Raw genomic sequence first — 21,206 nt, forward strand, 5'->3', positions numbered from 1 at the left:
CGCCGCACGAGGTGCGCCGGTTTCAGCTGTATGCGATGCACCCGTTATCCTGTTCGTTTCGCGGGTCGCGGCGCGCATGAAGCACAATGCGGACTTCTTTCGGCCCACGCACCGCTCTCTATGGAATCTCTGCGCATTTACAACACGCTCGCGCGTGACAAACAGACTTTCGTGCCGCTGCGCGAAGGTGTCGTGCGGATGTACGTCTGCGGGATGACCGTGTACGACTATTGTCACGTCGGTCATGCGCGGGTGATGGTCGTGTTCGACATCGTGCAGCGCTGGTTGCGTGCGCTTGGCTACAACGTGACTTACGTGCGCAACATTACCGATATCGACGACAAGATCATCAAGCGCGCAGTCGAGAACGGTGAAACCATCAAATCGCTGACCGATCGCTTCATCGCCGCGCTGCATGAAGACGCGGACGCGCTCGGCATCGAGCGTCCGGACATCGAGCCGCGCGCGACCGACTTCATTCCGCAGATGCTCGGCATGATCGAGACGCTCGAGAAAAACGGCTACGCCTACCAGGCGAGCGACGGCGACGTCAACTACGCGGTACGCAAATTCGCAGGCTACGGCAAGCTGTCGGGCAAGTCGCTCGAAGACCTGCGCGCGGGCGAACGCGTCGCGGCCAACGACGCGAAACAGGACCCGCTCGACTTCGTGCTGTGGAAGCAGGCGAAGCCCGAGGAACCGGCCGACAGCGGCTGGGATTCGAAGTACGGGCGCGGTCGTCCCGGCTGGCACATCGAGTGCTCGGCGATGGGCTGCACGCTGCTGGGTGAACAGTTCGACATTCACGGTGGCGGCCAGGATCTGCAGTTTCCGCACCACGAAAACGAGATCGCGCAAAGTGAGGCCGCGACCGGACAAACATTCGTCAATTACTGGATGCACAACGGCTACGTACAGATCGACAATGAGAAGATGTCGAAGTCGTTGAACAATTTTTTTACGATTCGCGAAGTGCTCGCGCAGTACGATGCAGAGGTGGTGCGTTTCTTCATCGCGCGCGCGCATTATCGCTCGCCGTTGAACTACAGCGACGTACATATCGACGACGCGCGCAATGCACTCGCGCGTTTGTACACGGCGTTGAAAGACGTGACGCCCGATAGCGCCGTGCTCGACTGGAACGAAGCGCACGCGCAGCGTTTCCGGGCGGCAATGAACGACGACTTCAACACGCCGGTGGCCGTGTCGGTGCTGTTCGAGCTGGCCACCGAAGTGAACCGCACGCGCGACCCCGCGCTGGCCCGTCAATTGCGCGCGCTTGGCGCGGTGCTCGGGCTGCTCGGACGCGAACCGCGTGCATACCTGCAGCAGGCAGCGGGTGCTGCAGCCGAAGGCGCGCTCGAGCCCGTCGCGATCGAAGCGAAGATCGCCGCGCGCATCGCCGCCAAGCAGGCAAAGGACTATGCGGCAGCAGACCGGATCCGGGCCGAATTGCTCGATGCCGGCGTTGCCCTTGAAGACAAACCCGGCGGGTTGACCGAGTGGCGGCGCGTGTGAGCGCACCTCGTACTTCCCTCTGAACGACTCGCCAGGCAGGAGGCAGGATGGCAACGGCCACGAAGACGCCGGCTAAACGCGCGGCGTCTCAAACCAGTGCGGCAGCCGCAGCATCGGCTGCCGCAGCTCAGTCGACTCGTGCGGGCGGCGGCGCGGTAGACAAAGCGCCCTCGAAAGCGGGCGGGGCGGCGGCGAAAGCCGACTCGGCCGCGGCAAAGAAGAGCGCGGCCAAACGCGCGCTCAATGGCGCGGGCACTGAAGCTGCGCACGCGCCTGCGAAACGCGCGAAAACGGCGTCGCGTGCGAAGGGCAACGGTGCGTTGCCGGCCAAACTCGCGGCCGAGCTCGCCGGCGACGTGGAGGAACTCGCGCGTGACAAGAACGCGGGCGAAGTCGTGCGCAAGACGCGCGTATCGGCCACCTCGGCGAGCACGGCCAGCGCGGGCGGCGAAGCGGCCGGTGTCGCATCGCTCGCGAACGAAGTCGCGGTGCCGGTGCAGATCGGCGGTCTCGCGCCTGAGGTCACGCGTCCCGCGTATTGGGACAAGGCGTGCGCGGATCTCGTCAAGCGCGATCGCATTTTGAAGAAGCTGATTCCGAAGTTCGGCCCCGTGCATTTGCTGAGTCGTGGCGATCCTTTCGTCACGCTTGCGCGCTCGGTGGTCGGCCAGCAGATCTCGGTCGCGTCGGCGCAGGCCGTGTGGGCGAGGGTCGAAGTCGCGTGTCCGAAGCTCGTGCCGCAGCAGTTCATCAAGCTCGGTCTCGAGAAGCTGACCGCGTGCGGTTTGTCGAAACGCAAGGCCGAGTACGTGCTCGATCTCGCGAGGCATTTCGTGTCGGGCGCGTTGCACGTCGGCAAGTGGACGTCGATGGACGACGAGGCGGTGATCGCCGAACTCACGCAGATTCGCGGCATCGGCCGCTGGACCGCGGAGATGTTCCTGATTTTCAACCTGTCGCGTCCCGACGTGCTACCGCTCGACGACCTCGGCCTGATCCGCGCGATCAGCGTCAACTATTTCAGCGGCGAACCCGTCACGCGCAGCGAAGCGCGCGAGGTTGCCGCGAATTGGGAGCCGTGGCGCACGGTGGCGACCTGGTACATGTGGCGTAGTCTCGATCCGTTACCGGTCGACTACTAAAGAAGAACAGGAAACGAAGCCGTTTCAGAGACTATCGCGTATATGATATCGATAGTTGAGAAATGGTTTTGACATCGGCGCACGCGGTTAGAATACGCGCTGCCCGGTAAGTCCAAGGATTACAACCAATGAAGACCACGTTTCTGGATTTCGAACAGCCGATCGCTGAACTCGAAGCGAAGATCGAAGAATTGCGCTTCGTGCAGGACGACTCGGCCGTCGATATTTCGGAAGAGATCGAGCGGCTGTCCAAGAAGAGCCAGCAGCTCACCAAAGATCTGTATGCGAACCTCACACCGTGGCAGGTTTCGCAAATCGCCCGTCATCCGCAGCGTCCGTACACGTTCGACTACGTGAGCGAGCTGTTTACCGATTTCCATGAACTGCATGGCGACCGCAGCTTCGCGGACGATCTGTCGATCGTCGGCGGTCTCGCGCGATTCAACGGCCAGGCGTGCATGGTGATCGGTCATCAGAAGGGCCGCGACACCAAGGAGCGCGCGCTGCGCAACTTCGGCATGCCGCGTCCGGAAGGCTATCGCAAGGCCGAGCGGCTGATGCGCCTCGCCGAGAAGTTCGGCCTGCCGATCTTCACGTTCATCGACACGCCGGGCGCGTACCCGGGCATCGGCGCGGAAGAGCGGGGCCAGTCCGAAGCGATCGGCCGCAATCTGTACGTGATGGCCGAGCTGAAGACGCCGCTGATCGCGACGATCATCGGCGAGGGCGGCTCGGGCGGCGCACTCGCTATCGCGGTGGGCGACAGCGTGCTGATGTTGCAGTTCTCGACCTACTCGGTGATCTCGCCGGAAGGCTGCGCATCGATCCTGTGGAAAAGCGCCGCCAAGGCACCGGAAGCAGCGGAGGCGCTCGGCCTGACCGCGCATCGTCTGAAGGCGCTCGGTCTGATCGACAAGATCGTCAACGAGCCGCTCGGCGGCGCGCATCGCGATCCGAAGGGCATGGCGGCGATGCTGCGCCGTGCGCTCGCCGATTCGCTACGCCAGTTCCAGGGTATGAGCACCAACGACCTGCGCGAACGCCGTTTCGAACGGCTGATGGCGTACGGCAAATTCAAGGAAACGACGCCGGGCGCATAAGCCCGCGCGTTGGCCTGTCTCTTTCGTCCACCGGCGCTTTCCGCGCTAACGACGTGACCACCACCGCCGACTCATCCGCCGAGCGCCTCGTGATCGAGGCGCTCGGCGCCGCGCTGTCCGGGCTCGATTCGAACGCGCGCATTGCGGTCGCATTCAGCGGCGGCGTCGATTCGAGCGTGCTCCTCGACGCGGCGGTGCGCGTCGCGGGTGCGTCACGCTGTATCGCGCTGCACGTGCATCATGGTTTGAGTCCACATGCCGATACGTGGCTCGCGCACTGCGAGGCTTTCGCGCGCGAACGTGGCGTCGAATTCGACGCGCGACGCGTGGATGTTTCGCGCGCGCCGGGCCTGAGCATCGAGGGCGCGGCACGCGACGCGCGTTATCGCGCGCTCGAAGCGATGTGCGCAACGCACGGCATTGGCACGCTATGGCTCGCGCAGCATGCGGACGATCAGGCCGAGACCGTGCTGCTGCAACTGCTGCGCGGCGCGGGGCTCGCGGGTCTCGCGGCGATGGCGCCCGGCTCGCTGCCGACAGGTGCGTCGACGACACGTGTGCGGCCGCTTTTGCATCTGCTGCGCGCGCAGCTCGAACACTATGCGAGCGCGCGCAAGCTGCGCTGGATCGACGACGAATCGAACGCGGACACGCGTTATGCGCGCAACGCCTTGCGTCATCAGGTGATGCCGGTGCTCGCGGTGCACTTCCCGGGCTTTCGCGATGCGCTCGCGCGCACGGCCGCGCATTCGGCATCGGCGCAGCGATTGCTCGACACGCTCGCGCGCGCCGACATGGAAAGCGCGTCGCGCGATGAAGGACGCGCCCTCGCGCACGACGTGCTGCTCGCTCTCGACGACGATCGCGCGCTCAATCTGCTGCGCTACTGGATGCGTACGCTCGGCTTCGTCGCGGCATCGAGCGCGCGTGTCGCGGATGCACTGCGGCAGTTGCGCGAAGTGGCAGCGGGGCAGGACGGACATCGGCTCCGCATCGATCATGCGGGGCATGCGTTGCGCAGCTATCGCGGCCTCGTCTACTGGGAAGCCGGCGATAGCAGCGAACCCGCCGACGAAACCGCGCTCGTCGAGCGCGAGATCAGTGAACTCGCGTGGCAAGGGCAAGAGATCTGGCATTTGCCGCAATGGCGCGGCACGTTCGTGTTCGCGATGGTGGATGCAGTCGCTGCTTCCGACGTAGCCCACGCAACGCACGCAGCGCCACGTAACGAAGCATGCGACATGGTTCCCGTCAGCGTCCTGCAACGAGCCTCTCTAAGCGTGCGGGCGCGCCGCGGCGGAGAACGCATGCGCGTCGGTGTGCCGAACGCGCCGAGCCGCACGCTGAAGAACCTGTTTCAGGAGCGCGGCATTCCCGCATGGAAGCGCGACGTGCCATTGCTTTACGTTGGCGATGAACTGCTGTTCGTGCCGCTGATCGGCGTGAATCGCGGGACTGTGCGCGACGCATCTCCGGAGCGCGAAGCGTGCGTGAAAATCGTCTGGCGCGAGGATCTGCTGATCGCCTGAGCGCCGGTCGGACAGTCGCGCAAGCGGTGCGTGCAGATGTCGAAAGCGTGAAACAGGGCGCAAATCAACGATAAAACAGGCCATTGCAGGCCTGATTCGACGCATTTGAGCGCTCGTTGCGTCTTGTCTTTTTGCGCCTAATCAGGTACTTTAACTTGTTTGCCCGACCCGATTTCGCCGTCGCTTTTGTCGCTATCGGTCGTTAGTGCCGGCAGGCGTGCGTGATCCGTCGTCGCCGTTCAATTCCGATCAGCCATTTGCGATTTCATCCCGGGCAAATCCGCGCGTGCTGCACGCGTGCTGCATCTACGCCGCCACACACTTTGCCGCCGTTCACGAGACGTTGCGCCCCTGTGCTTTCTGTGCGGTCGTCTCCAGCGCGCCAGCGCGGTTTCTCTTCCAGTTCAGAACGACAATGGCACTCATCGTACATAAATACGGCGGCACCTCGATGGGCTCGGTCGAGCGCATCAAGAACGTCGCCAGGCGCGTCGCGAAATGGCACAAGGCCGGCCATCAGATGGTCGTCGTGCCGTCGGCAATGTCCGGGCGAAACCAATCGCCTGCTTGGCCTCGCGAAAGAGATCACGACTCAACCGAGCCCGCGTGAACTCGACATGATCGCCGCCACCGGCGAGCAGGTCAGCTCGGGTCTGCTCGCGATCGCGCTGCAGGAAGCCGGCGTCGAAGCGGTCAGCTACGCAGGCTGGCAGGTGCCGGTCAAGACCGATAGCGCGTTTACGAAAGCGCGCATCAGCGACATCGACGGCGAGCGCGTCATGCAAGACCTCGCAGCCGGCAAGGTGGTCGTGATCACCGGCTTCCAGGGCATTGACCCGGACGGCCACATCACGACGCTCGGCCGCGGCGGCTCGGACACGTCGGCAGTCGCGGTCGCGGCCGCGCTGAAGGCCGACGAGTGCCTGATCTACACGGACGTCGACGGTGTGTACACCACGGACCCGCGCGTCGTTGAAGAAGCGCGCCGGCTCGACCGCGTGACGTTCGAAGAAATGCTGGAAATGGCCAGCCTGGGTTCGAAGGTGCTGCAGATCCGCTCGGTGGAATTCGCCGGCAAATATCAGGTGAAAACGCGCGTGCTGTCGAGCCTGACCGATCCGCTGATGCCACTCGACGAAGAAATGAAGTCGGGCACCCTGATTACTTTTGAAGAAGACGAGACCATGGAAAAAGCAGTCATCTCGGGTATCGCGTTCCAGCGCGACGAAGCTCGTATCGCCGTGATGGGCGTGCCCGACAAGCCGGGCATCGCGTATCAGATTCTCGGCCCGGTGGCGGACGCGAATATCGATGTCGACATGATCATCCAGAACCAGAGCGTCGAGGGCAAGACGGCATTCACGTTCACGGTCGGCCGCGGCGACTATGCGCGTGCAATGGAAATCCTCACCGGCACGGTAAAGGCGCACGTCCAGGCCGAGCAGGTGCTGGGCGACCCGAAGGTGTCGAAGGTGTCGGTGGTCGGCGTCGGGATGCGCTCACACGTCGGCATTGCCAGCAAGATGTTCCGCACGCTGTCGGAAGAGGGCATCAACATTCAGATGATCTCGACCTCGGAAATCAAGATTTCGGTGTTGATCGACGAAAAGTACATGGAGCTCGCGGTACGCGCGCTGCATAAGGCCTTCGAACTCGATCAGGCATAAGTGGCGGGAAAAACGGGGCGCTCTAGAGCGTCCCGTTTGTTTTGTGGCGTTCATGTGAATGAATTGCGTGGTGAGACGCCACGTTGGCACAAATAATGTTCGTCAGACATTGACCTTATCGGCCCGGCCCGCTATGATCTTGGCTTCGTCGCACTGACTCCCTGTGCGACAGAAAGTTTGGGAGACGTGGCCGAGAGGTCGAAGGCACTCCCCTGCTAAGGGAGCATCTGGGCCAAAACCTGGATCGAGGGTTCGAATCCCTCCGTCTCCGCCAGCAATGGTGGCGAAACCCCGTAGAGTCTAGGCTCTGCGGGGTTTTTGTTTTTGCGCGGCTTGATTTTGATCTCGCTCGCTACTTCAGCGATGTCAGCGACATTCCCCGCCCTCCAGCGTGTGACCACGTCCTACGTGAATAGGCAGGTCTGCTGATCAATGCATGGCGCCGTTAGCCCGCCACGCTGGTCCGCAGAAAACCGCGCCAGATCCGGCGCGGCAGGCAAGGAGTCCGCATGACTGATCCCGTCGTGCCGCTGACCGAGACCGCCTCGCTTAGAACGCGTGCCGCAACCCCACCATGCCGACGAACTGAGACGGACCCGATGACGGCGTCGTGTTCTGCGAGTCGCCGACCACCGCGACCGCGTCGGCGATGGTCACACCGCTGCCCGACGAGATCAGCGACTTGCCGCCTGCATGCTGATAGGCCTCGAGCGCGTACAGCGTGGTGCGCGTCGACAGGTTGTAGGTCTGTTCGAGCGAGGTCTGATGATAGTGCGCCGGATCGCTGATGCCGTTCGCCTTGCTTGCCTGGGTGAAGCTATAGCCGCCGCCGACCGTCACGCTCGGCGTGATCCGGTACGTCGCGATCGCACCGTACGTGTTGAACACGGCCTTGTCGAAGAACAGCGAGCCGTGGCCCGGCGCGTACTGCACATTCGAGTAGTTGAGGCCCACCATCAGATCGTGCCACGTATAGCGACCCGCCGCGGCGAACAGTTGCGCGCTGCGCGCGCTCGCGTAACCGTTGTTGACCGGCGAGTTGATCGCGAAGCTGCCGAGCGCCGCGCTCGTCGAAATGTCCTTCAGCTTCACGTAGCCGGCTGCGAGCGACACGGGCTGGAAGTCATAACGCAGCGCCGCGCTGAACAGGCTGCCGTTCGCGACGCTGCCGGGCACGCCGCCGAGACCATACTGCGCGCTTGCCTGCAGGCCCCCGATCGTCGGCGATAGGTAGGTTACCGAATTATTGAAGCGCAGCGTCGTGTCGAGGGCGTCGAGATCGCCGGGGTGCGCGCCGGTCGCGCCGGTCAGCACGCCGGTCGGTCCGAGCGCGCCGACCATCTGGAAGTAGGGTGTGTACTGGCGGCCGAGCGTCACCGTGCCGTAGCGGTCGTTCGCGAGGCCGACATAGGCCTGGCGATTGAACAGGTAGCCCGCGGTGCTTTGCGCGCCAGTCAGCGAATTGAAGCCGCTCTCGAGCCGGAAGATCGCCTTCGTGCCGCCGCCGAGATCTTCCGAGCCGAGGAAGCCGAACTTGCTCGCCTGCAGGTTGCCCTGGCTCATGTAGAAATTCGAATGCCCCTTCTGGTTGCTGGCATAGGCGAACGCATTGTCGACGACGCCATACAGCGTGACGCTGCTTTGCGCCGATGCGCTGGTGGACAACGCGGTGCCCGCAAACGGCAGGCAGCAGAGGACGAACGCGCGGGTGCGCGCGCGCTGGTTTATTTTCATGGTTGGGATGTCTCCAGACTGATGGGTCGGCCTGATCCCTCAGGCCGGTGCGGTGTGTTGTTCAGTGCGGCACCGAAATCGTCAGGCAGCGCCAGCCGTGCGCGGTGTGATCGGTGACGAGCGTGCCGTTAGCGCAGACGACCGCGCGTGTTTCGCGCATCGGCACGAACACGCGCACTTGCGGCTGCACGCGCGGCATCCATTGCGAACGCTCGAGCGTCACCCGCAAAGTGTTTGCGTCGCCCGTCAGCGTGACGTTCCAGCGGCCTTGCTCGCCGTTGCGCCAGGCTTCGGTCTCGCCGTCGTCCTCGATCGAGCCGCCTTGCGCGGTGCCCGCGTCGGCATACGGCACCGCGAGGAATGCGCGTTCGTCGGCGGGGCGGCCAAAATGCTGCTCGGCGATGTTGAGCGGAATCACGCTGCCTTCACGCAGCAGGAACACCGGCCGCTCGAACGGCGCGGGCAACGTGACGGTCTGGCCGCCGTCGAATGTTTCGCCGCTCCAGTACGACACCCAGCGCGAACCGGCCGGTAGATACACGGCGCGCGTGCTCCGGCCCGGATCGACCACTGGCGCGACCAGCATCGACGAGCCGAGCATCATGTCGTCGCCATCGACGAGGCAGCGCGGATCGTGCGGAAACTCCGCGAACAGCGGCCGCAGCACCGGCTCGTACGCGCTATGCGATTGCCACAGCAGCTCGTAGAGATAAGGGATCAGGCGATAGCGCAGCTTGATCAGGTCTGCCACGTGCCGCGTGACTTCGGGATGCATCCACGGCTCGTTGACGGTGCCGTCGTCGTTCCACGAGTGAATCGAAAAGCGCGGCAGGAAGATGCCGAACGCGACCCAGCGCGCGAACAGCTCCGGCTCCGGCGCCGGACCCGAGAAGCCGCCGATGTCGTGACCGCTATTCGACACGCCCGACATCGCGAGCCCGAGACCCATCTTCAGATTGAAGCGCAGCGTTTCCCACGACGTGTAGTTGTCGCCCGACCACGTCTGCACGTAGCGATGCATGCCGACGCCGCCCGAGCGCGACACGAGGAACGGGCGCCTGTCAGGCGCGTGCTCGCGCTGCGCGTCGTGCGACGCGCGCATCATCAGTTGCGTCTGCAGCACCTTCGCCTGGTATGCCGGATAGGGCTTGCCGAAGCCGCGCGCGATCGCCTGCGGCGACCAGATCTCGAACTCGTTGTTGTCGTTCCAGGTGGCCGCGATGCCGTATTTGAGCAGTGCGTCCTTCACGCGAGCTTTCCACCAGTCGATCGTCGCGGGATTCGTGAAGTCGAGGTACGCGCCGACTTCGTCCCAGAACTGCACCCATGCGGGATCGCCATCGGGCGCTTCGATCAACAGGCCGGCGTGGGCGACGTCGTCGAACGCTGGGTGGTCTTGCAGCAGACACGGCTTGATGTTCGCGCACAGACGCACGCCGTGATCGAGATAGCTCCGCACGAAGCCGTCGATGTCCGGAAACTTGTCGTGATTCCAGTTGAACACGTAGCGCTTCGGCCCGATCGACGTATAGCCCGACGACAGATGGAACGAATCGCACAGCACGTCGTGTTCGCGGCAACGCTCGATGAATTTGCCCATCTGCTGTTGCGCGTCCGGCGCGTCGGTATAGCTCATCGTCGAGCCCGAGTAGCCGAGGCCCCACTTCGGCATCCACGCGGGACGTCCGGTGAGCCACGTGAAGCGGCGCACCGCGTCGAGCGGCGAGCCGGGCGATGCGATGAAGTAGTAGTCGAGATCGCCATGCTCGGCGATGAAGTGCCGATAGTGGCCGTGATAGTTGTCGAGCTCGCGGCCCATGTCGAAGCGGCAATCGGCGAGCGTGTCGTAGAACAGGCCGAAGCCCGTCGACGTCTGCGGCTGCCACGTCACGTAGAACGGGATGTGCTTGTACAGCGGGTCCGTGGTGCGCGCGCTGTAGCCCATCGCGTCGATGTTGCGCATCTCGTAGCTTTGCCGCGCGCGATCGAGCGAGCCGGCACGCTCGCCGAGGCCCACGTACATTTCGTCGCGGCGCCGCTCGACGTAGTGATAGACGCGCGAGTCCCACCAGCCGAAGTTGTACGCCTGGGTCTTGCGATCGCTCATCACGCGATGCCATGTGCCTTCGTGCAGGATGTCCCAGGCGCAGGCGCCGCCTTCGAGCGCCACGCTCACGCGCACGCGCGCCGTTTCGATCTCGATGTGACCGGCTGCTTCGTTCACCGTGAACGGCGGCGGCGTGAAGCCGCTCAGGTCGCGGCGCTCGCGGCCTTCGAGCGGCACGTCGTCCATCCCGGGCGCGATCGCCCATGTGCGCGGGCCGCGCGTTTCGCCGTCCGGCAGCACGAGCACGCGGATGATGTCCTCGGCGAGCACGAACAGCTCGATCCGGCAATTCGGCTGCGCGCTTAGCACGACCGGGTTGGCCGCCGGGTCGCCAGCGTGGGGGACGAGCGCGAAGCGCGGCGGATGTTTGAGATTGATCTGTGAACGCATGATGAGTCTTCCAGGAAGGTCAGGCAGCCGTGTTGACGCTCAGTTCGGCGCGGCGCGCGCGGCCGTGGCGCGGCACACCGCGCATCAGGATGATCAGCAGCGTCGCGCCGATGATGTCGAATGCGCCGAGCGCACCGAACAGCGGCGTGTAGCCGATCGAATCGGCAAGCGCGCCGACCGTCAGGGAGAAGCCGAGGCCGCCGATCCACGCGGCCATGCCCGCGAAGCCGGCGACGGTGCCGACTTCGCCCGGATCGAATACGTCGGCGGCGAGCGTGTTGACGAGCGCCGAGATCATCTGGTGCGCGAAGCCGCCGACGCAGAAGAGGGCGATGGCCTGGTAGGGCGACGCGACGAGACCGATCGATGCCGGCCCGATCATCATCAGCGCGCCGAGCACGACGCCCGAGATGCGCGACCAGATCAGCGGCACGCGAAAATGCTTCATCAGGAATGGCGACAGATAGCCGCCGAACAGACCGCCCAGGTCCGCGGCGAGAAACGGCAGCCACGCGAACATCGCGATCTGCTTCAGATCCATATGACGCTGCGTGGCGAGATACAGCGGAATCCAGAAGCTGAACGTCTGCCACGCGGGCTCGGCGAAAAAGCGCGCTTGCGCGATCGCCCAGAAGCGGCGCGTGCGCAGCACTTCACGCACGCTCGCGCGGCGCGCGGCGGGCGGTGCCTGGCCTTCGACGATCGCGGCGCGCTCGGCATCGCTCACGCGCTTGTGCTCGGCGGGCGAGCGGTACAGCACGAACCATGCGGCGGCCCACACGAAGCCGAGCGCGCCGGTCACCGCGAACGCGCTCTGCCAGCCGTAGCGCAGCGACAGGAAAACGACGAGCGGCGGCGCGAGCAGCGAGCCGAGCGAGGTGCCCGCATTGAAGTAGCCGACCGCGACGGATTTCTCGCGATCGGGAAACCATTCGGCGACGACCTTCATGCCGGCCGGAATCGCGACCGCTTCGGATAGGCCCATGAAACCGCGCAGCGCCGCGAGCGAAAACCAGCTGCCCGCGAAACCGTGGAACACGCCGGTCAGCGACCACAGGCACGCGAACAGCGCGAAACCGAGGCGCAGGCCGATCAGATCGATGATCAGGCCGCAGACGGGCTGCATCACCGTATAGCCGACCTGGAACGCGCCGACCACGTACGAGTACTGCCGCGTGTTCATGTGCAGCAGTTTCATCAGCTCGGGCGCCATCACCCCGAGCGCGTTGCGCGACAGATAGTTGACGATCGTCCCAACGCACACGAGGGCGATGATCCACCAGCGCAATCCCTTGATCGTTTTCAAAATCAGTCTCCGTGGCGCATTGAGCGGTTGCTTCCGACGCAGTGCTCGGGCATGCGCGAATTCGAACATTTATTGGTTTTCAATGGCAGTCATCCTACCACTTGGAAACGACCTGGATATCGGGGGAAACCATAGGCGTTGCGACGTGTTTCCTTGATTTTTCTCGATAATTTAATATTTTTTTTGCCTCGTCTCCGAGCGGTGATCGGATGACTGCGGTGAGAAATATAGAACAGATATGTTCTTTCGAACTTTAAAATGTTCGTTTTCGGGATGTCAGCCAGGCCGCGAGCCGGCGCCCGCGCGGAGGGTGCTTTTTCACCGCCGTCTGGCGTGTGTAACCAGACATTACGCCACCGCCGGCGAGGCGATTTTCAGCATCAGTTATTACAAAGTTGAAATACGCGTGTTGCTGCCTTTGCGTTATATTTCCGCCAACAAAACATGTTCCTACAAAGGTGATCAATGAAGTCCGCTCGTATTGTTCCGCTTGTGTTCGGCGTGTTGACGTTGGCTGCATCGGGTGCCGCGATGGCCGCGGGGCTCAACGTCGGGGTCAATATCGGCATTCCCGCGCCGGTCTACGTCGCACCGGCGCCGGTCTACGCACCGCCGCCGCCTCCGCCGCCGCCCGTCGTCTATCAGCCGGCTCCCGTGTACTACGGCGGTCCGCAAATCGTGATCGGCTGGCATGGCGACCGTTACTGGGACGGCCATCGCTACTGGGCGCGCAACGACTGGTATCGTCACCATCCGCCGGGCCGCGGCGACTATGCGCGCGGTCACTACGACCAACATCGCGGCTGGCACTGAGTCGCCGCTGCGTCAGCGCTGAAGCGCGCCAACCGGCCGCAGCGATGACAGAACCGCCCTTGGAGGGCGGTTTTGTTTTTTGTGCTGAAACATCCGTCGCTGACGCATTTCGTCGCAGTCGGCCGCCAGATCGCGCAAGCTAATTGGGTAGAATCCCCCACATCGCCACTGCCCATTTACCAGCACGACTCCATGACAACTGGCTCGCGACGGGTTCAAACGCCTGAGGGACTTCGACACAGCGTGATCCACGGACCCTTGCGCGCCGCGCTCGCCGTCGCGTTGCTGTGCGCGAGTCTGCTCGTCGCGCCGCACGCGCATGCCGCGCATGCGATCGCGCAATACGGCGAGCCCAAATATCCGGCCGGCTTCAAGCACTTCGACTACGTCAATCCCGATGCGCCGAAAGGCGGCACGCTCGTGCTCGCGAACCCGAGCCGTCTAACGAGCTTCGACAAGTTCAATCCGTTCACTCTGCGTGGCAATGCGGCGCCCGGCCTCGAATTGATGTTCGAGAGCCTGACGATCGGCAGCAGCGACGAAGTCGCGTCCGCCTACGGGCTGCTCGCCGACGACATCGTCGTCGCGCCCGACGGCCTGTCGGTCACGTTCCACATCAATCCGCGCGCGCGCTTTTCGAACGGCGACCCTGTGACCGCCGACGACGTCAAGTTCTCTCTCGACACGCTGAAGAGCCCGCAGGCCGCGCCGCAGTTCGCATCGCTTTTCAGCGAGATCAAGCGTGCGGTCGTCGTCGATCCGGCCACGGTGCGCTTCGAGTTTCGCGAGCGCGATCGCGAGTTGCCGCTGCTCGCGGGCAGCATGCCGGTGTTCTCGCGCAAGTGGGGGATGAAGCCCGACGGCAGCCGTGTTCCGTTCGACCAGCTCGCATTCGAAAAGCCAGTCGGCAGCGGGCCGTATCTGATCGACAGCTACGACAACGGCCGCACGATCACGTTCAAACGCGACCCGCACTATTGGGGCGCCGATCTGCCGGTGCGCGTCGGCATGAACAACTTCGATCGCATCGTCTACAAGCTGTATGCCGATAGCACCGCGCGGCTCGAGGCGTTCAAGGCTGGCGAGTACGACGCGCTGGTCGAATATATCGCGCGCAACTGGGTGCGGCGCGACGTCGGCAAGAAGTTCGACCGTGGCGAGTTGATCAAGCGCGAGTTTGCGCAGCACAACGGCACCGGCATGCAGGGCTTTTTCCTGAACACGCGCCGGCCGCTGTTCCAGGATGTGCGGGTGCGCAAGGCGCTCGATCTCGCGCTCGACTTTCAGTGGCTGAACCGCCAGCTGTTTTTCAACCAGTACACGCGCATCGACAGCTATTTCGCCAACACCGAATGGCAGGCGAAGGGGCTGCCTTCGCCTGGCGAGCTCGCGCTGCTGGAGCCGTTTCGCGCCCAACTCGACCCGGCGGTATTCGGGCCGCCGCCGAAGCAGCCCGATACCGATCCGCCCGGCTCGCTGCGCGCGAATCTGCTACAGGCGCGCGATCTGCTGCAGCAGGCCGGCTGGACCTATCGTGACGGCGCGCTGCGCAACGCGAAGGGCGAGCCGTTCCAGTTCGAGATACTCGACGACTCGGGTTCGGCCTCGTCGATGGAGCCGATCATCGCGACCTTCACGCGCAATCTGCAAAAGCTCGGCATTACCGCGAACTTCCGCACCACCGACTTCGCGGTCTATCAGAAGCGGCTCGACGCATTCGACTTCGACGTGACGACGATTCGCATGCCCGACGTGCAGGTGCCGGGCTCCGAGCAGATCACCCGCTTCGGCAGCAAGGCCGCCGATACCCCCGGCTCGGACAACGCGATCGGCCTGAAGTCGCCGGCCGTCGACGCGGTGTTGAACGCGCTCGTGCATGCGCAAACGCGCGAGCAGCTGACCGATGCCGCGCACGCGCTCGACCGTCTGCTGATGCATGGCTACTATGTGGTGCCGCACTGGTACAGCGGCACGCATCGCGTCGCGTTCAAGCGCGGGCTCGCGTGGCCGAAGACTTTGCCGCTGTACTATGGCGCGGAAGGCTGGATCACGACGATGTGGTGGTACGAGGATCCGCGGGCGCGCACGCCCACGGGCAGCGCCGACTGATCCGCAGATCCATCGCCCCCACCAACGCGTTCGCACTGGAACACCGCCTATGTGGAGCTACATCCTCAAACGCCTGCTGCTGATGATCCCGACGCTGCTCGGCGTGCTGACGCTGACCTTCGTCGTGATCCAGTTCGTGCCGGGCGGCCCCGTCGAGCAGATGCAGCACGAACTGCGCAAGGGCGCGGAGGGCGCCTCGCCGTTCGGGCTGCGCTCGCATAGCGGCGTCGATGCGCAACAGATCGCGCAACTGAAGCAGTTGTACGGCTTCGACAAACCGCCGCTCGAACGCTACGTGCTGATGCTCAAGCGCTTCGCGACCTTCGATCTCGGCCAGAGCTATTTCCGTCATCAGAGCGTGTTGTCGCTGATCGTGTCGAAGCTGCCGGTGTCGATCAGCATCGGCCTGTGGACGTTCTTTCTCACCTATCTGATATCGGTGCCGCTCGGCATCGCGAAGGCGGTGCGCAACGGCTCGCACTTCGATATCGCGACGAGCCTCGTCGTGCTGGTCGGCTACGCGATTCCGGGCTTCGTGCTCGGCGTGCTGCTGCTCGTGCTGTTCGGCGGCGGCACGTTCCTGCAGCTGTTTCCGCTGCGCAACCTCACTTCCGACAACTGGGACCAGTTGAGCCTCGTCGGCAAGATCCTCGACTATCTATGGCATATCACGCTGCCGATCACGGCGTCGGTGGTGGGCAGCTTCGCGGTCGTCACGATGCTGACGAAGAACGCGTTTCTCGACGAAATCCGCAAGCAGTACGTGCTGACCGCGCGTGCCAAAGGTTTGTCCGAGCGGCGCGTGTTGTGGAAGCACGTGTTTCGCAATGCGCTGCTGCCGCTGATCGTCAATTTCCCGGGCGCGTTCATCGGCGCGTTCTTCACCGGCAGCCTGCTGATCGAAACGCTGTTCTCGCTCGACGGGCTCGGGTTGCTGTCGTATGAATCGGTGATGCGGCGGGACTATCCGGTCGTGCTCGGCACGTTGTATCTGTTCACGCTGATCGGCCTCGTCACGCGGCTGATCTCCGACCTTTGCTATGTGTGGGTCGATCCCCGCATCCAATTCGAACAACTGGAGCGCTGATGAATCGAGCCCGCCTTTCCGCCGACGCGGCGGCGCGCACCGAACCCGCGCGGGCACTGATGTCGCCGTCGCCGGCGCGTCGCGTGTGGCAGCGTTTTCGCCAGCAGCGTCTCGGCTACTGGAGCCTGATCATCTTCGTCGTCGCGTTCGCGGCGAGCCTCGTGGGGCCGCTGTGGTCGAACGACAAGCCGGTCGTCGTGCGCTACAACGGCCATCTGTATTTCCCGCTCGTCAAGACCTACGCCGAGACCACCTTCGGTGGCGACTTCCCCACGCCGGCCGATTATCTCGATCCGTACATCCGTCACCGCTTCGATGCGCCGGGCAACTTCGCGCTGTATCCGCCGAATCATTACTACTACGACACGCTCAATTACTTTTCGAAGACGCCCAACCCGGCGCCACCGTCGCGCGAGAACTGGCTCGGCACCGACGACCGCGGCCGCGATGTGTTCGCGCGTCTGCTGTACGGCTTCGGCGTGTCGGTCGTGTTCGGCCTCGTGCTGACCGTGATCAGCACGATCGTCGGCATCGCCGCGGGGGCGGTGCAAGGTTACTTCGGAGGGCGAACGGACATCGTCGGGCAGCGTCTGATCGAGATCTGGAACGCGATGCCGCAGCTCTATCTGCTGATCATCTTTTCATCGATCTTCGAGCGCAGCTTCGCTCTTTTGATCGTGCTGCTGTCGCTGTTCAACTGGATCGGCCTGTCCGACTACGTGCGCGCCGAGTTCCTGCGCAATCGCCAGCAGGACTACGTGCGCGCCGCGCGCGCGATGGGCCTGTCGCATTGGCAGATCATGTGGCGTCACGTGTTGCCCAACAGTCTGACGCCGGTCATCACGTTCCTGCCGTTCAGCATGAGCAGCGCGATTCTCGCGCTGACGAGTCTCGACTTCCTCGGCCTCGGCGTGCCGCCGCCGACGCCGAGCCTGGGCGAACTGCTCGCTCAGGGCAAGGCGAATCTCGACGCGTGGTGGATCTCGGTGTCGACCTTCGGCGTGCTGGTGGCGATGCTGCTGCTATTGACCTTCATGGGCGACGCGCTGCGCAACGCGCTCGACACGCGTATCTCCGATGCGATACACGCCGGAGGTGGTCAATGAGCGCGCCGCCGCAAATCGATCCGCGATCGACGGACACGCCGCTGCTCGAACTCGACCATCTGCGTGTCGCGTTCGGCGACACGGTGGCCGTCGACGACGTCACGCTCGCGATCGCGCGCGGTGAACGCGTCGCGCTCGTCGGCGAGTCCGGCTCGGGCAAGAGCGTGACCGCGCTGTCGGTGCTGCGCCTGCTGAACGACGCGCAGGTGAGCGGGGCGATCCGCTTCGATGGCAAAGATCTGCTCGCGAAGAGCGAGCGTGCGATGCGCGGCCTGCGCGGCTCGGACATCGCGATGATCTTCCAGGAACCGATGACCGCGCTCAATCCGCTGTATACGATCGGCGACCAGATTGCGGAAACGATCGTCGTGCATGACGGCGTCAGCGCGGCCGAAGCGTGCAGGCGGGCGGTCGCGCTGCTCGCGCGCACCGGCATCACCGAGCCGGAGAGGCGCATCAACAGCTACCCGCATCAGCTCTCGGGCGGGCAGCGGCAGCGCGCGATGATCGCGATGGCGCTCGCCTGCCGGCCGCGCCTGTTGCTCGCCGACGAGCCGACCACCGCGCTCGACGTGACGATTCGCGCGCAAATCGTCGAGCTTCTGCTGGAACTGCAGCGCGACGAAGCACAAAAGCGCGGCATGGCCGTGCTGCTGATCACGCACGACCTGAACCTCGTGCGTCACTTCGCGCAGCGCGTCGCGGTGATGGAGCGAGGCGTGCTGGTCGAAACCGGCACGGTCGAGCAGGTGTTCGAGGCGCCGCGCCATCCGTACACGCTGCGGCTGCTCGCGAGCCGGCCGCAGCGCGAGGTCGTGCCGGTGCTGCCGATCTCGCCGGTGCTGCTCGAAGCGCGCGACGTGGCGGTCGACTTCAGAACGAAACTGACCGGCCTGCGTGGCTGGTTCGGCGCGGGGCGGTTTCGCGCGGTCGACGCGGCGAACGTGTCGGTGCGCCAGGGCGAGACGCTCGGGATCGTCGGTGAATCGGGATCGGGCAAGTCGACGCTCGCGATGGCACTGCTCGGTCTGCAGCGCACCGCGCATGGCGAGATCCAGTTTCAGGGCAGGGCGCTCGCGAGCTATCGCGGCGCCGAAAAGACCGCGCTGCGCTCGAATATGCAGGTCGTCTTTCAAGACCCTTTTAGTTCGCTTTCGCCGCGGCAGACGATCGAGCGGATCGTCGGTGAGGGGCTCGCGCTGCATCGGCCGCAGATGACTCCGCAGGCGCGGCGCGACAAGGTCGTCGCGGTGCTGCGCGAAGTCGGCATCGACCGGACCGCGCTGTATCGCTATCCGCATGAATTTTCGGGCGGGCAGCGGCAGCGCATCGCGATCGCGCGCGCGCTGGTACTGGAGCCGCGCGTGCTGATCCTCGACGAACCGACCAGCGCGCTGGACGTATCGATCCAGCAGCAGGTGCTCAAGCTGCTCACCGGTTTGCAGCACAAATACAACCTCGGCTTCGTATTCATCAGTCACGACCTGGAAGTGATCGGGGCGATGGCGCACCGAGTCGTGGTGATGCAAAACGGATCGATCGTCGAGACCGGCGAAGTCGAGAAAATTTTTACTGCACCCGCGCATCCTTACACGCGAAAGCTGCTGAAAGCGGCGCTTGATCGTTGATTTTTCACCCTTTCCCCAATTGAGTGCGTCCGTCGATTGATTTTTCCTATTCCTTTTGACAGGCAAATACTTACTGGCTAGTATCGAGCAAACTTTTTTTCTAGACCCCTGATTTTTTGGCAAAAACTACCGACCAATGCAGCACAGAAACTTCACCCAGGCTTGCACGCGCGTCGTCGCCGGGATGTTCATTGGCGTCTTGATGGCAGCAGCTCCCGGCGCGTTCGCCGACGAAGTAAGCGGTTTTAATCAGAATGCCTCATATCCGCCCCCCAACGGCTCGGATCCTCTCTCCCTTCTCACTCCCCAAACCAAGGCCGCAGGCAGCGAAAGCGGCAGCGCCAAATCGTTCCTTTCGGGCATGGCCGGCAAAGCGGGCGACGTGGTGGTCGGCGCGTTGAACATGATCGGCGTTCGCTACCGTTGGGGCGGCAATACGCCTGATTCGGGGCTCGATTGCAGCGGTTTCGTGCGCTACGTGTTCCAGGACACGCTCGGTCTCGCGCTGCCGCGCCGTGCCGAGGAAATGAGCCGCCTGGGCGAGAAGGTGCGGGTAAGCGACCTGAAGCCGGGCGATCTGGTGTTCTTCAATACGATGCGCCGCACGTTCTCGCACGTCGGCATCTATATCGGCGACAACAAGTTCGTGCACTCGCCGTCCACCGGCAGCACGATCCGCGTCGACGACATGGATGACGGCTACTGGGAAAAGCGCTTTACGGGTGCGCGTCGGATCGAGACCTCGTATCAGGCCGACGATCTGCGCAAGCGTGTGACCGCGACGATCGGCGGGAATAACTGATTCAGCGCCAGGCCTGGCGATAAAAAAGCCTGCTTCATTCGAAGCAGGCTTTTTGCGTTTGATGCGCGCATTTTTGCCATGGCGACGCACAGCGACCGTGCGTCGCCGGGCTTTCAGGCTCCCATGCGCCGCGCGGCGAGCTTGCGCTGCAACTCCGGCATCATCTTCGCGACCGCTTCCTCGCCGGCGAGGATCGCGGCGTTGCGCTGTGAGAAATCGCTGCCGCTCATCGTCGCGAGATTCGGCCGGATCACCACGTCGGCGTACTTGTCGAGCTCGTAGGCCTTGATCGTCTGGCCCATGATCGTGAAGGTCTGCATCAATACGTCGAACGAGCTTGCCGTGACGCCGGTTTCCGGTCGCTGGGAGATATCGACGGCGATCACGAAATCCGCGCCCATCTTGCGCGCGAACGACGCCGGTACCGGACTCACGAGACCCCCATCCACGTACTCGTGACCGCCGATCTTCACCGGCTCGAAAATCGACGGCACGCTGCATGACGCGCGCACCGCGATGCCGGTGTTGCCACGCTGGAACAGGATCGGCTGGCCGGTTTGCAGATCGGTCGCGACCACGCCGAGCGGCCTCGCCATCTTCTCGATCGGGCGGTTGTTCAGCGTCGTGTTCAGGTAGTTCTGCAGCGCGACGCCCTGCAGGAAGCCGCGCGTACGAAACGGCATCGCCCAGTCGCTGATCGACGCTTCGTCCATCGACAGCGCGAGCTTGTTCAGCGCGAAGCCGTTCATGCCCGACGCGTACAGCGCACCGACGACGGAGCCGGCGCTCGTGCCGGCAATCAGGTCGATCTGGATATTGCGCGCCTCGAGAGCCTTGATGACGCCGATGTGCGCAAAGCCGCGCGCGGCGCCGCCGCCGAGAGCGAGCGCGACGCGAACCGGCTTCTGTTGCGCTTTTTCAGGCGGCGGGGGAACGGCGGGCGTCGCGGTGATCGGCGCGCCATCGAGTTTGCCGGCGGTCGTGGTGCAGGCGGCAAGCACCGCGGATGCGGCCGCTAGCGAAAAGCTGCGGCGGCTCAAGTTCGGGGATGAGGGTTTCAACGAGTTCTCCAGCAACGGCGCGCGCGACGCGAGCGGCGTCGCGCGTACCGCGATCAGGCTGAGGTCAGACCGGGCGGATCGCCGACGGCGATTGCGCGCGCTTGCAG

At 64.0% G+C, this 21,206-nt stretch carries 14 protein-coding genes, 1 tRNA gene and 1 pseudogene; 12 read left to right on the forward strand and 4 right to left on the reverse strand.

What is annotated here, in order from left to right:
- The first annotated feature begins 120 nt into the window (after positions 1-120).
- The 6 genes and pseudogenes from cysS to OKW38_RS06955 all read left to right on the forward strand — a co-directional run bounded on the left by cysS (position 121) and on the right by OKW38_RS06955 (position 7,230).
- Complete coding sequence (gene cysS, locus OKW38_RS06930; RefSeq protein WP_429360752.1) at positions 121-1,518, forward strand: cysteine--tRNA ligase; 1,398 nt, start codon at positions 121-123, stop codon at positions 1,516-1,518.
- 47 nt (positions 1,519-1,565) lie between these two features.
- Entirely contained in the window at positions 1,566-2,660 is a 1,095-nt protein-coding gene (locus OKW38_RS06935; RefSeq protein WP_429360753.1) for a DNA-3-methyladenine glycosylase family protein, read from the forward strand.
- A 128-nt stretch (positions 2,661-2,788) separates the two neighbouring features.
- The gene (locus OKW38_RS06940) at positions 2,789-3,760 is read left to right on the forward strand and encodes an acetyl-CoA carboxylase carboxyltransferase subunit alpha (protein WP_013089750.1); all 972 of its coding nucleotides are present in this window, start codon (positions 2,789-2,791) and stop codon (positions 3,758-3,760) included.
- Between the two features lie 53 nt (positions 3,761-3,813).
- Positions 3,814-5,289, forward strand: coding sequence for a tRNA lysidine(34) synthetase TilS (gene tilS / locus OKW38_RS06945; RefSeq protein WP_429360754.1), 1,476 nt, complete (start codon positions 3,814-3,816; stop codon positions 5,287-5,289).
- A gap of 415 nt (positions 5,290-5,704) precedes the next feature.
- Positions 5,705-6,956, forward strand: a pseudogene (locus OKW38_RS06950) (aspartate kinase).
- Between the two features lie 180 nt (positions 6,957-7,136).
- A tRNA-Ser gene (locus OKW38_RS06955) sits at positions 7,137-7,230 on the forward strand.
- 275 nt (positions 7,231-7,505) lie between these two features.
- On the opposite strand, the gene OKW38_RS06960 is transcribed toward OKW38_RS06955, so the two are convergent.
- The 3 genes from OKW38_RS06960 to OKW38_RS06970 form a co-directional block, all read right to left on the reverse strand.
- Positions 7,506-8,690, reverse strand: coding sequence for a porin (locus tag OKW38_RS06960; protein WP_429360755.1), 1,185 nt, complete (start codon positions 8,688-8,690; stop codon positions 7,506-7,508).
- A gap of 61 nt (positions 8,691-8,751) precedes the next feature.
- A complete protein-coding gene (locus tag OKW38_RS06965; protein ID WP_429360757.1) occupies positions 8,752-11,187 on the reverse strand; it encodes a TIM-barrel domain-containing protein in 2,436 nt (811 codons plus the stop codon).
- 19 nt (positions 11,188-11,206) lie between these two features.
- Positions 11,207-12,493 (reverse strand): MFS transporter, encoded by a 1,287-nt coding sequence (locus tag OKW38_RS06970; protein WP_090805357.1) that lies wholly within the window; start codon positions 12,491-12,493, stop codon positions 11,207-11,209.
- A gap of 465 nt (positions 12,494-12,958) precedes the next feature.
- Here OKW38_RS06970 and OKW38_RS06975 point away from each other — a divergent pair, with 465 nt between their 5' ends.
- The 6 genes from OKW38_RS06975 to OKW38_RS07000 all read left to right on the forward strand — a co-directional run bounded on the left by OKW38_RS06975 (position 12,959) and on the right by OKW38_RS07000 (position 20,038).
- Entirely contained in the window at positions 12,959-13,306 is a 348-nt protein-coding gene (locus OKW38_RS06975; protein ID WP_429334790.1) for a hypothetical protein, read from the forward strand.
- Positions 13,307-13,498: 192 nt separating this feature from the next.
- Positions 13,499-15,415, forward strand: a complete 1,917-nt coding sequence (locus OKW38_RS06980) for an extracellular solute-binding protein (RefSeq protein ID WP_090800652.1) — start codon at positions 13,499-13,501, stop codon at positions 15,413-15,415.
- Between the two features lie 49 nt (positions 15,416-15,464).
- Positions 15,465-16,502: a microcin C ABC transporter permease YejB gene (locus OKW38_RS06985; protein WP_090800650.1), complete on the forward strand. Its 1,038-nt coding sequence runs from the start codon at positions 15,465-15,467 to the stop codon at positions 16,500-16,502.
- The gene (locus tag OKW38_RS06990) at positions 16,502-17,608 is read left to right on the forward strand and encodes an ABC transporter permease (RefSeq protein ID WP_429360759.1); all 1,107 of its coding nucleotides are present in this window, start codon (positions 16,502-16,504) and stop codon (positions 17,606-17,608) included. Before OKW38_RS06985 ends, OKW38_RS06990 begins: the two co-directional genes overlap by 1 nt.
- A complete protein-coding gene (locus tag OKW38_RS06995) occupies positions 17,605-19,236 on the forward strand; it encodes an ABC transporter ATP-binding protein (RefSeq protein ID WP_429334788.1) in 1,632 nt (543 codons plus the stop codon). Before OKW38_RS06990 ends, OKW38_RS06995 begins: the two co-directional genes overlap by 4 nt.
- Before the next feature lie 136 nt (positions 19,237-19,372).
- A complete protein-coding gene (locus tag OKW38_RS07000; protein WP_429360761.1) occupies positions 19,373-20,038 on the forward strand; it encodes a C40 family peptidase in 666 nt (221 codons plus the stop codon).
- 113 nt (positions 20,039-20,151) lie between these two features.
- Here the strand turns inward: OKW38_RS07000 and OKW38_RS07005 are convergent, their stop codons facing one another.
- Positions 20,152-21,099, reverse strand: coding sequence for a patatin-like phospholipase family protein (locus tag OKW38_RS07005; RefSeq protein WP_429360763.1), 948 nt, complete (start codon positions 21,097-21,099; stop codon positions 20,152-20,154).
- Between the last annotated feature and the right edge of the window lie 107 nt (positions 21,100-21,206).

It is taken from the genome of Paraburkholderia sp. MM5496-R1, from assembly GCF_050436205.1.
Taxonomy (GTDB): Bacteria; Pseudomonadota; Gammaproteobacteria; order Burkholderiales; family Burkholderiaceae; genus Paraburkholderia; species Paraburkholderia tuberum.